Origin of the sequence: Proteus sp. G2673, assembly GCF_009915125.1 — a bacterium.
Taxonomy (GTDB): domain Bacteria; phylum Pseudomonadota; class Gammaproteobacteria; order Enterobacterales; family Enterobacteriaceae; genus Proteus; species Proteus penneri.
In genome coordinates, this window is the sequence record NZ_JAABLT010000017.1 from 46,197 (window position 1) to 58,254 (window position 12,058).

Sequence of the window (12,058 nt, forward strand, 5' to 3'; positions counted from 1 at the left end):
CTATTTTATATACTCCAAGCCCCTTATTGAATTGTTACTTAGCGACCCCTTAAATTATTTAGAGCAAAATCAATAAATATTCCATGTTAATAAGTTTCACTTGGTTATCTGAAGTTTAATTTCGCAACATCATTACCGGAAGGTTGCTGATAAATGTCGAGTTTAAAATATTTGGCTGATGCGTTTATATACTCAAAAATTTCAGATTGAGTTTCTTCATATTCAACCCAAGTGGTTGCACGAGTAAAGCAATATAACTCTACTGGTAATCCCATTGGGGTCGGTGGCATTGTTCTGATCACCAAATACATATCAGGTCGAACATCGCCACGCATTTTTATCCAATTTAGCATGTACTTGCGAAATAATTGTAAGTTAGTCACGCCTTTTGTTTCTAACCACTCATTAATATCACCAATCTCTTCTTCTTTTCCTTCAAGCATTGTTTCTATGCTATTACGAAGCGGAGCGGTATTTTTTAATTCTAATACTAATTCTTGCGTTGCAAATGAAATCGAAGATTGGTCAATATAAAAACTACGTTTAATCCGACGCCCTCCTGATGAAAACATCGGTTGCCAATTAGTATATTTTTCAGTCAAAAAGTCTTTGGTTGGAATACGGGAAATTGTATTATCCCAATTGCGTACAGTAATCGTATGCAATGCAATATCAATAACCTCACCGCTGATATTACTACTCGGCAATTCAATCCAATCATAAAGCTTTAATACTTTTCCATTAGAAATAAGAATATTGGCAACAAAAGAGATAAGTGTATGCTGAAAAACAAACATTAACACCGCAGCAATAGCACCAAAGCTTGAGATAATAATAAGTGGTGACTGTTCAGTAAATAACGCAATGATCAAGATAAAAGAGATAATCCAGACCACAATTTTGGCAATCTCAATATAGCCTTTGATGGAATTATTCCGATGCCACGCTTTTTTAGCATGCCTAATATTGAAGATATCAAGGGCGTTATTAAGTAATGAGGCGATATTGATGATAATAAAGGCACGAGCAACCGTCTCAAAGATAATATTCATTTCCGTTGAAAAAGACGGTAGTAGCTGATTAATATAGAGAACGAGTGTAACAGCAACAATAGATGCACTCTTTTTAGCGATATCTTCTATGGTTTCTTCATCTGAAAGCTCAGTAAATAAAAAAAGTAAACGCTTTGCGATTCGGCGGAAAATCATTTTGGCGAGAAACCATACCACTAACAACACAATAACTAAAAATATTGTGGTAAAAATCTGCTTTGATGTAATGAAATCATAAATTTCAATCAGGTTTTTCATAAATTACGTTATACCTTTATTGAGATACCTCAACCTTAAAACGAATATCACTTAAATCGCAGATAAGATGCCTATTTCGCATAAGAACAGACTACCATTGTCTCATTTATTTTATTTAAATAAACATCATGAGTGAATTATTCATGCTTTTCTAAGTCTTAAACGCTTAAAATATCAAAAATCTTAGTTTTTAATATGACACAAGAATAAAACACAATAAAAAAAGGCGGAGATCATCCACCTTTTTATTAATTTCAGTATATTGCTTTAGATTTTCTTAATCGATTACTTTTTATTTGCTGTACCACTAACCGACTCAATGGTGTTATCCGCTAATTCTGTTTCGGGACGAATAATGCTGACGAGTTTAAAAATCAAACTTAAAACAATACCCACGATGGTTGCTAATGCCATGCCTTTTAATTCAGCCGCACCAATTTGAATGGAAGCACCACTCACACCGACAATCAGAATAATAGCCGTTAATATCAAGTTTTGCGGTTTATTATAATCCACTTTTGAATCTAATAAGACACGAATACCTGATGCACCAATGACACCGTAAAGCAGTAATGAAACTCCGCCCATAACTGGAACAGGCACAGCAGCTATAGCCGCAGCCAGTTTACCAACACAAGATAATAAGATAGCGAGAATTGCTGCACCACCAATAACCCATGAACTGTAAACCTTAGTGATAGCCATAACACCAATATTTTCACCATAAGTCGTATTTGGTGTTGAACCAAAGAAACCCGAAATAATGGTAGAGAAACCGTTTGCGAACATAGAACGATGTAAGCCCGGATTTTTCATTAAATCGCGTTGCACAATATTTGCGGTAACAACAAGGTGTCCAACGTGCTCAGCAATAACAACTAACGCGGCGGGTAGAATAATAAAGATAGCACTCCATTCAAAACGTGGTGAATAGAATGTTGGTAGTGCAAACCAGTTAGCTTCTTTAATTGGCGTAATATCAACAACGCCCAAGAAGAAAGAAAGAGCATAACCTGCTAATACCCCAATAAGAATAGGAATAATAGCAAGAAATCCTCTAAACATCACTGAACCTAAAATAGTCACACCTAAAGTGACCATAGAGATAAGCAATGTTTGACTATCAACTGGTGCATCCGCACTGGGTAATAATCCTGCCATTCCTGCTGCGGTTCCTGCTAATTCAAGCCCGATGACGGCAACGATTGCGCCCATTGCTGCAGGCGGGAACATCACATTAATCCAACCTCGCCCTGCTATTTTTACAATACCTGCCACAAGACAAAATAACACGCCACAGACGATAAATCCTCCAAGTGCTAATTCATACCCTAATGGTAATAGCAAAAGCACCGGTGAGATAAATGCAAAGCTTGAACCTAAATAAGCAGGAATGCGTCCTTTACAAATAAAGAGATAAAGCAGGGTTCCGATCCCGTTAAATAATAAGATTGTTGCCGGATTAACTTTAAATAAAATTGGCACAAGTACGGTGGCGCCAAACATTGCAAACAGATGTTGAAGGCTCAACGGGATTGTTTGTAATAATGGTGGGCGCTCTTCTACCCCGATTGCACGACGAGTCATGCTTACGACCTCTCTTTAATATGAATGTGAAATTGGTTTGTATTTTTAACTTCATACTCGTCTTATTTTAAGTCGCCAAGTTGCTGACTAAGCCCTCTCACACTAGTCATCTAACAACACCTTAAAATATTTAGAGTTTAATAATAAATAAGTGATCCAAAAAAAAGCCGACTATCAAAGTCGGCTTAATTATTATTTTGTACCAAATATCTTATCACCAGCATCGCCAAGACCTGGAACGATGTACCCGTGCTCATTAAGATGGCTATCAATAGATGCAGTATATAATTCCACATCTGGATGAGCTTCTTCTAATGCCTTAATACCTTCTGGAGCAGCAACTAGTACTAATACTTTAATTGAAGTACAGCCCGCATTTTTTAATAAATCAATTGTGGCAATCATAGAGCCGCCTGTTGCTAACATAGGATCAACAACAAGAGCCATACGTTCTTCAATATTGGATGCTAATTTCTGGAAGTAAGGGACAGGTTTTAATGTTTCTTCATCGCGGTAAACGCCAACTACACTGATTCGGGCACTAGGAATATTTTCTAATACTCCATCCATCATCCCGATACCTGCACGGAGGATAGGAACTACTGTGATTTTTTTTCCTTTAATCTGTTCTATCTCTACCGGACCACACCAACCTTCTATTGTTACCGTCTCTGTTTCTAAATCGGCGGTAGCTTCATACGTCAGTAGACTGGAAACTTCTGAAGCCAGTTCACGAAAGCGTTTAGTGCTTATATCATGATCTCGCATCAGCCCCAATTTATGTTGAATGAGTGGGTGTTTTACCTCAACGATCTTCATAATTTCTCCTAATGTACGACGCAGCCTGACAAAAAAATCGCGAGATTATACCGCTTTTTTGCCAACATTCCATCGTTTTTCTATTGATATTGATCAAGCGCACAGCTTTTAACCACACCAACATGAATAATTGTGACCTATAAAGAAGATCCTCGCAAACGTTTGCTTTGCCTGTTAGAATAGCGTCCGCACACATTTTTTCTTAACAGCAACTTGCCGTGAGGGCTCTACGTGACTAACAAATCCTCTCTCAGCTATAAAGATGCCGGTGTCGATATTGATGCAGGTAATGCTTTAGTCGATCGTATCAAAGGTGTAGTAAAAGAAACCCGCCGTCCTGAAGTTATGGGGGGTTTAGGTGGTTTTGGCGCACTTTGTGCAATTCCTTCTAAATACCGCGAACCTATTTTAGTTTCAGGCACAGATGGCGTAGGAACTAAACTTCGCCTTGCGATGGATTTAAATCGCCATGATGACATCGGGATTGATTTAGTCGCAATGTGTGTCAACGATTTAATTGTTCAAGGTGCAGAACCCCTTTTCTTCCTTGACTACTATGCCACAGGAAAATTGGATGTCGATACCGCAGCTCGTGTCGTAACAGGTATTGCAGAAGGTTGTAAGCAATCTGGTTGTGCATTAGTAGGTGGCGAAACAGCAGAAATGCCCGGTATGTATCATGGCAATGATTATGATATCGCAGGCTTTTGTGTTGGCGTGGTTGAAAAATCAGAAATTATTGATGGCAGTAAAGTTAAAGCTGGTGATGCACTCATTGCTTTAGCATCCAGTGGTCCTCATTCTAATGGTTATTCATTAGTCAGAAAAATTCTTGAAGTCAGCAATACGCAAGCAGATAGCACATCACTAGGTGACAAATCATTGGCTGACCATTTGCTAGCTCCTACTCGTATCTATGTAAAATCCTTACTGTCGCTCATTAAAAATGTTGATATTCACGCGGTAGCGCATATCACTGGCGGTGGATTCTGGGAAAATATTCCTCGTGTATTACCTGAAAACACACAAGCGCGTATTGACAGTAAAAGCTGGGAATGGCCGTTGGTTTTCAAATGGTTACAAGATGCTGGACAAGTCAGCACACATGAAATGTATCGCACCTTTAACTGTGGTGTTGGATTGTTAATTGCCGTTAACCCAAATGATGTTGAAAAAACATTAGCCCATCTTGCTGAGTGTGGTGAAAACGCATGGTTAATTGGCAAAATCGCGCCACAAGCTGCGGGTGAAGCACAAGTTATTATTAACTAATGAAAACATGTGAATGAAAAATATTGTCGTCCTTATCTCTGGAAACGGCAGCAACCTACAGGCGATTATTGACGCCTGTAGGGCAAATAAAATCACAGGTAATGTGGTTGCTGTCTTAAGTAATAAAGCTGATGCATATGGTCTTGAACGGGCAAAACTTGCTGATATTCCAGCTTATTTTGTTGATCCAACTCTATATAATGACAGAGCTGATTACGATAAAGCATTAATTGAAAAAATCGATGCTTACCAACCCGACATTGTGGTTTTAGCCGGTTTTATGCGCATTTTATCGCCTGATTTTGTGACTCATTATCAGCATAAATTATTAAATATTCATCCTTCTTTGCTTCCTAAATACCCCGGATTACATACCCATCGCCAAGTTTTAGCGAATAAAGACTCTTTTCATGGCGTTACCGTCCATTTTGTTACAGAAGAACTTGATGGTGGTCCTATGATTATTCAAGCGCGCATTCCTGTTTTAGCTGACGATACTGAACAATCCTTACAAACAAGAATACAAGCAGAAGAGTACCGTATCTATCCATTGGCGATCGGATGGTTAGCTGATGAGCGATTAAAAATGCAGAATAATCAAGCTTTTCTCGATGACATTGCGCTTTTCGACAACCTTGGGTAACTATTTCATTTAAGATAAAAAGTCACATTGTGCTACACTGTAGCCCGCGTGACTTTTTTTGTGTCATCCTTTTCTCTTTTTATTCAATGCATTCACCGAGGTGCTTATGTCCGGTGGTAAGAAAGTTCCACCTATAAAATTACGTCCTCTCGAACGAGAAGATCTCTCTTTTGTTCACCAACTTGATAATAACGCTAGCGTTATGCGCTATTGGTTTGAAGAGCCTTATGAGGCTTTTATCGAGTTAAGCGACCTTTATGAAAAACATATTCACGACCAAAGTGAACGCCGTTTTATTGCCGAAAATGACGGCACTAAAATTGGACTTGTCGAGCTGGTTGAAATTGATTATGTTCACCGTCGTGCTGAGTTTCAAATTATCATCGCCCCTGCGCATCAAGGCCATGGATATGCTGCACGAGCAGCGAAGCTGGCAATGGATTATGCTTTTTCTGTACTTAATTTATACAAGCTCTATTTAATCGTCGATAAAGAGAATGCTAAAGCGATTCATATTTATGAAAAGCTTGGCTTTAAAAAGGAAGGTGATTTAATAGATGAGTTTTTTGTTAACGGTGCCTACCGTTCTGCGATTAGAATGTGTACTTTCCAAGCACCTTATTTTGAAAAAAAAGCCAAAGAGGCAAAACCCGAAAATTTTGTTAAACCGGGTGCGACTATAAAGCAACATGTCTGATTTATTCAGATATTAAGATTTAACTTTAACCCTAGTTGGAGTTCAGATGTCCCAGGAACGACTCTATATTGATAAAGAGATCAGTTGGCTTGCGTTTAACGAACGTGTATTACAAGAGGCGGCTGATAAACGAAACCCGTTAATTGAAAGAGTCAGGTTTCTGGGGATCTATTCAAATAATCTTGATGAGTTCTATAAAGTCCGTTTTGCTGATGTTAAACGCCGTATTTTAATTAATGAAGAGCGTGGCTCACGCTCTGCATCAAGCCATGCTCGCCATCTTATCAAAAAAATTCAGTCAAAAGTGGCTAAAGCTGACCAAGAGTTTGATGCTTTATACAATGATTTGTTACTTGAAATGGCGCGAAATCAAATCTTTTTAATTAATGAACGCCAAATCTCACCTAATCAACAAATTTGGTTACGCCAATATTTCCGTCAAAATTTAAGAAAACACATCACCCCTATTTTAATTAATCCTGAAACCAATTTGGTTGAATTTCTTAAAGATGACTATACCTATTTAGCAGTTGAAATTGTGCAAGGGCAAACTATTCATTATGCTCTGCTAGAAATTCCATCAGATAAAGTCCCTCGTTTTGTTATTCTGCCAACAGACCAAGGGCGTAGTAAGAAAAAGTCCATGATTTTATTGGATAATATTTTACGCTACTGTCTTGATGAAGTGTTTAAAGGCTTTTTTGATTATGAGTCATTAAGTGCTTATTCCATGAAAATGACACGAGATGCAGAGTACGATCTTGCGACAGAAATGGAATCAAGCTTACTTGAAATGATGTCATCGACATTAAAGCAACGCCTTACAGCAGAGCCTGTCCGTTTTGTTTATCAGCGTGATATGCCTGATGAAATGGTGGCATTGCTGCGCAGTAAGTTAGGTTTATCGAATAATGACTCCGTCATTGCTGGTGGTCGTTATCATAATTTTAAAGATTTTATTAACTTCCCAAATGAAGGAAGTAAATTTCTATTAAATAAGCCGATCCCTCGCTTACGCCATATTTGGTTTGATAACTTCCGTAATGGTTTTGATGCCATACGTGAACGCGATGTCTTGCTCTATTATCCTTATCATACTTTTGAACATGTGCTGGAATTGTTGCGCCAAGCTTCTTTTGACCCAAGTGTTATCTCAATAAAAATCAATATTTACCGTGTTGCTAAAGATTCTCGGATCATTGATTCGATGATCCACGCTGCGCATAACGGCAAACGTGTCACGGTCGTTGTTGAGTTACAAGCACGTTTTGATGAAGCAGCGAATATCCACTGGGCAAAACGCCTAACAGAAGCAGGTGTACATGTTATTTTCTCTGCTCCGGGTTTAAAAATTCATGCGAAATTATTTATTATTTCTCGCTTAGAAGATGGTGAAATCATTCGCTATGCCCATATTGGTACGGGGAACTTTAACGAAAAAACAGCCCGTCTTTATACTGACTATTCACTATTAACCGCTAACACTGAAATTACCAATGAAGTCCGCCGCGTCTTTAACTTTATTGAAAACCCTTATCGCCCTGTGACTTTTGAACATTTGATGGTTTCACCACAAAATTCACGTATTCTTTTAAATCAATTAATCACAAATGAAATTCACAGTGCTCAAGCCGGACATCCTGCAGGGATCACATTAAAAGTGAATAATTTAGTTGACGAAGAGTTAGTTAATCGCCTTTATGACGCATCAGAAGCCGGCGTAAAAATACGATTATTAGTCCGTGGAATGTGTTCTTTAGTCCCTAATCAACCAGGATTTAGTGAAAATATTCAGGTCACCAGTATTGTTGACCGCTTTTTAGAACACGACCGTGTTTATGTGTTCACTAATAAAGGCGATGAAAAGATCTTTCTCTCTTCTGCAGATTGGATGACAAGAAACCTTGACTACCGTATTGAAGTTGCAGTGGCTTTGCTTGATCCTCAACTCAAACAGCGCGTTCTAGATATACTGGATATTCAATTTAATGACACAGTAAAAGCACGTTATATCGATAAAGATTTAACAAATAGCTATGTTCCTCGTGGAAATAAACGTAAAATCCGTTCCCAGCTTGCTGTCTATGAGTACATTAAATTGTTAGAACAACCAGATTCACGAGCGTAATTTTATGCCTTTATCACAAGATGACACTTCACCACGTCCTTTAGAAATTGCGGCTATTGACCTCGGTTCTAATAGTTTTCATATGATAATTGCACGTGTTGTTAATGGTGCATTGCAAGTATTAAGTCGTTTAAAGCAGCGAGTTTATCTTGCTGATGGGCTTGATGATAATAACGAATTAAGCGAAGAAGCTATGTTACGTGGGCTTTCTGCTCTTTCTCTTTTCGCTGAAAGGTTACAGGGCTTCCCCGCAGAAAATGTCACCGTCGTAGGAACACATACTTTGCGTGTCGCCACTAATGTTAAAGTCTTTCTTCAACGAGCCAAAGACGTTATTCCTTATCCTATTGAAATTATTTCAGGCCATGAAGAAGCACGACTTATTTTTATGGGTGTTGAACACACTCAATCAGAAAAAGGTCGGAAACTCGTTATCGATATCGGTGGTGGTTCAACAGAACTCGTTATTGGTGAAAATTTTGAGCCCATTTTAATCGAAAGCCAACGCATGGGTTGCGTCAGTTTTAGTCGTCAATTTTTCCCAGAGCAGAAAATTAGCGAATCCGCTTTTCGTAAAGCGCGAGAAAAAGCAGCGCGTAAAATGGAAAAAATTGCATGGCAATATAAAATGACTGGCTGGGATGTGGCTTTAGGGGCATCAGGAACAATTAAAGCAGCCCATGAGATCTTAGTTGAGTTTGGTGAAAAAGACGGTGTTATCACACCTGAACGCCTACTTATGCTCACTAAACAAGTTTTACGATTTAAGAAATTTAAAGATATTGCCCTGCCGGGTTTATCTGATGAACGTAAACGTGTTTTTGTACCAGGTTTGGCTATTTTATGCGGCATTTTTGATTCTTTAGGATTAAAAGCCTTACACCTATCTGATGGTGCATTACGTGAAGGTGTGCTTTACGAAATGGAAGGCCGATTTCGCCATCAAGATATTCGTCAGCGCACAGCTAAAAGCCTTGCAGAGCACTATAATATCGATAGAGAACAAGCAAAACGTGTTCTTGACACAATGCAATCGCTTTACGCTCAGTGGGCACAACAAAATCCTAAACTGGTTCGCCCTGATTTAGAAGCTATTTTAGTTTGGGCTGTCATGTTACATGAAGTAGGATTAAGCATTAATTTAAGTGGATTACATCGCCATTCTGCCTATATTCTTTCAAATACTGATTTACCCGGTTTTAATCAAGAGCAACAGCTGTTATTAACAACCCTCGTTCGCTATCACCGAAAAGGGATCAAGTTAGATGAGTTGCCTAAATTTAATCTTTATAAAAAGAAACAGTATTTTCCACTCGTACAAATACTAAGGCTGGCGACTTTACTGAATAATCAACGACAATCAACAACAAAACCTGCCTCTTTGCGTTTAGTTACAGATGAAAATCATTGGACACTTTATTTTCCTAAAAAATATCTTTCCGATAACACATTGATGGAATTGGATTTAGAAAAAGAACAAGAACATTGGCAGTCAGTTCCCGGTTGGAAACTGGATATAAAAGAGGAATCTGCTTAACAATATGATATTATACAGAAAAAGACGCTAGTCAATGCGTCTTTTGTTGCATCTATCATACAACGACTATCACATAACAACATAGGTTTGATTTGTGACCATAATATGAACATCACCAACGCAATATTGTTCAAGATTCATATATTTTATACGGAGAAGACCGATAATCATCCTAAAATGGAATAATTAGTATCAGTGGTTATCTCCCTCGTAAGAATTAAAAAGGAATAACATGTCTCAAACAGCTATCAACAATGATACTGCGGCTGCCATCAATCCGTATTCACAAAAAGTGGCACACCTGCGTCAGCAAATTTTGAGCATCTTTCTCGAAGATGAGCCTTTTGTTGAAACCGTTTTAGGTGAAGCGAGTGAAAATGATAGGCTGAGCCACCATGAACTTCATGAAAAAATCACCACTGTTAGAGAATTACTACAAGATCTACACGCGGCAGATATTGCAGATATTCTTGAAGCCCTTCCCTATGACGAACGTCTAGCTTTGTGGCATTTGGTTGATAATAATGAACGTGGTGCTGTTTTAGTCGAAGCTTCTGTCGCCGTTTGGGACAGCTTAATTAAAGATATGACTGACCGTGAATTATTACGATCGGTCGCCACATTACATGTGGATGAGCAAGCGTACATCGCAGAACACTTACCTCGCGATACAATGCGTCGCCTTCTTACCTATTTAGAACCAAGCCTGCGTAATAGAATAAGAGAAGTTCTGCAATATCCCAAAGACAGTGTCGGCCAGATGATGGATTTTGAGTTCGTCACTGTGCGAGGGAATGTCACGTTAAAAACGGTACAGCGCTATCTACGCCAACGAGGTTCTATTCCTGAAGCAACGGATAAAATTTTCGTTATTGATAATAAAAACCATCTGTTAGGTGAACTTCCATTAACGACTGTTTTGACGCAATCTCCTGATAAGCTTGTCTCTGATGTAATGAAAACAGACACCGTTAGCTTTATGCCTGAAGAAAAAGGTGAAGATGCAGCGGGTGCGTTCGAACGTTATGACTTAATTTCAGCGGCTGTTGTTGATAGTAATGGCCTTCTAATGGGTCGATTAACGGTTGAAGATATCGTTGATAACATGCACGAAGAGAGCGATACCAATATTCGTCGTATGGGTGGTTTGAGTCCAGAAGAAGATGTCTTTGCACCAGTCGGGCAAGCGGTTAAAACACGTTGGACATGGCTTGCTATTAACTTATGTACCGCCTTTGTGGCTTCTCGTGTGATTGGTGTGTTTGAACATACGATTTCCCAATTAGTCGCTCTCGCTACATTAATGCCGATTGTTGCGGGTATTGGGGGAAATACAGGTAATCAGACTATTACAATGATTGTACGTGCTTTAGCACTACATCAAATACAAACGGGTAGTTTCTCTTTCTTAATTTTAAGAGAATTAGGTGTCGCCCTTATTAATGGTATTGTGTGGGGAGGCATAATGGGAATTGTCACCTTCCTACTCTATGGCGATATGGCTATGGGTGCAGTAATGACAATGGCGATGGTATTAAACCTCTTAATGGCTGCCATGATGGGGGTATTGATCCCAATGACAATGATTAAATTAGGTAAAGATCCCGCCATTGGCTCAAGCGTTATGATAACCGCGATTACCGATACAGGTGGTTTCTTTATCTTCTTAGGTTTAGCAACCATCTTCTTAGTCTAAATAAAACAAGCCTTATAACGCTAACGCCACTGATAATAAAATACAGTGGCGTTTTTTATGTCAATCAAATAGATATTAGACCGTTGTTGAGAGGTAATAATAGATAAGCAACAAAGCGATAACCAATGAAGTAACAAAAGTCTTTTTAACAGAAGTACTTAATAAATAACTGTCATTTGGGTCGGTGTCATTAAGCATAATTTTTAATGCTAAACCACCACCTAATGCGACGATAGAGAGTGATACGAACAGAACAATTGCGGCTAAGAGAACAGCACTCATTGAGATAGAGACCATAAATCCTCCGATATATCAATTGACGTCCTGATGTAATTATAACCAAAAATAGTTTTTTTGATGCCTCTTTTT

At 38.6% G+C, this 12,058-nt stretch carries 10 protein-coding genes; 6 read left to right on the forward strand and 4 right to left on the reverse strand.

What is annotated here, in order from left to right:
* Nucleotides 1-104: 104 nt before the first annotated feature.
* From GWI59_RS08255 to upp, 3 genes are all read right to left on the reverse strand, one after another.
* Nucleotides 105-1,310 (reverse strand): mechanosensitive ion channel family protein, encoded by a 1,206-nt coding sequence (locus GWI59_RS08255; protein ID WP_006533049.1) that lies wholly within the window; start codon nt 1,308-1,310, stop codon nt 105-107.
* A 285-nt stretch (nt 1,311-1,595) separates the two neighbouring features.
* The gene (uraA, locus tag GWI59_RS08260; protein ID WP_072064200.1) at nt 1,596-2,897 is read right to left on the reverse strand and encodes a uracil permease; all 1,302 of its coding nucleotides are present in this window, start codon (nt 2,895-2,897) and stop codon (nt 1,596-1,598) included.
* Nucleotides 2,898-3,089: 192 nt separating this feature from the next.
* Nucleotides 3,090-3,716 (reverse strand): uracil phosphoribosyltransferase, encoded by a 627-nt coding sequence (upp, locus tag GWI59_RS08265; RefSeq protein WP_006533051.1) that lies wholly within the window; start codon nt 3,714-3,716, stop codon nt 3,090-3,092.
* A 231-nt stretch (nt 3,717-3,947) separates the two neighbouring features.
* On the opposite strand from upp, the gene purM reads away from it, so the two are divergent.
* From purM to mgtE, 6 genes are all read left to right on the forward strand, one after another.
* Entirely contained in the window at nt 3,948-4,988 is a 1,041-nt protein-coding gene (gene purM, locus GWI59_RS08270; RefSeq protein ID WP_161669419.1) for a phosphoribosylformylglycinamidine cyclo-ligase, read from the forward strand.
* A 13-nt stretch (nt 4,989-5,001) separates the two neighbouring features.
* The gene (gene purN, locus GWI59_RS08275) at nt 5,002-5,631 is read left to right on the forward strand and encodes a phosphoribosylglycinamide formyltransferase (RefSeq protein WP_006533053.1); all 630 of its coding nucleotides are present in this window, start codon (nt 5,002-5,004) and stop codon (nt 5,629-5,631) included.
* 106 nt (nt 5,632-5,737) lie between these two features.
* Nucleotides 5,738-6,328, forward strand: a complete 591-nt coding sequence (gene speG / locus GWI59_RS08280; protein ID WP_006533054.1) for a spermidine N1-acetyltransferase — start codon at nt 5,738-5,740, stop codon at nt 6,326-6,328.
* A 46-nt stretch (nt 6,329-6,374) separates the two neighbouring features.
* Complete coding sequence (gene ppk1 / locus GWI59_RS08285) at nt 6,375-8,456, forward strand: polyphosphate kinase 1 (protein WP_006533055.1); 2,082 nt, start codon at nt 6,375-6,377, stop codon at nt 8,454-8,456.
* A gap of 4 nt (nt 8,457-8,460) precedes the next feature.
* Complete coding sequence (ppx, locus tag GWI59_RS08290; RefSeq protein ID WP_072064204.1) at nt 8,461-9,993, forward strand: exopolyphosphatase; 1,533 nt, start codon at nt 8,461-8,463, stop codon at nt 9,991-9,993.
* A 232-nt stretch (nt 9,994-10,225) separates the two neighbouring features.
* A complete protein-coding gene (gene mgtE / locus GWI59_RS08295) occupies nt 10,226-11,689 on the forward strand; it encodes a magnesium transporter (protein ID WP_006533059.1) in 1,464 nt (487 codons plus the stop codon).
* Between the two features lie 75 nt (nt 11,690-11,764).
* Here the strand turns inward: mgtE and GWI59_RS08300 are convergent, their stop codons facing one another.
* Entirely contained in the window at nt 11,765-11,986 is a 222-nt protein-coding gene (locus GWI59_RS08300) for a hypothetical protein (RefSeq protein ID WP_006533060.1), read from the reverse strand.
* Between the last annotated feature and the right edge of the window lie 72 nt (nt 11,987-12,058).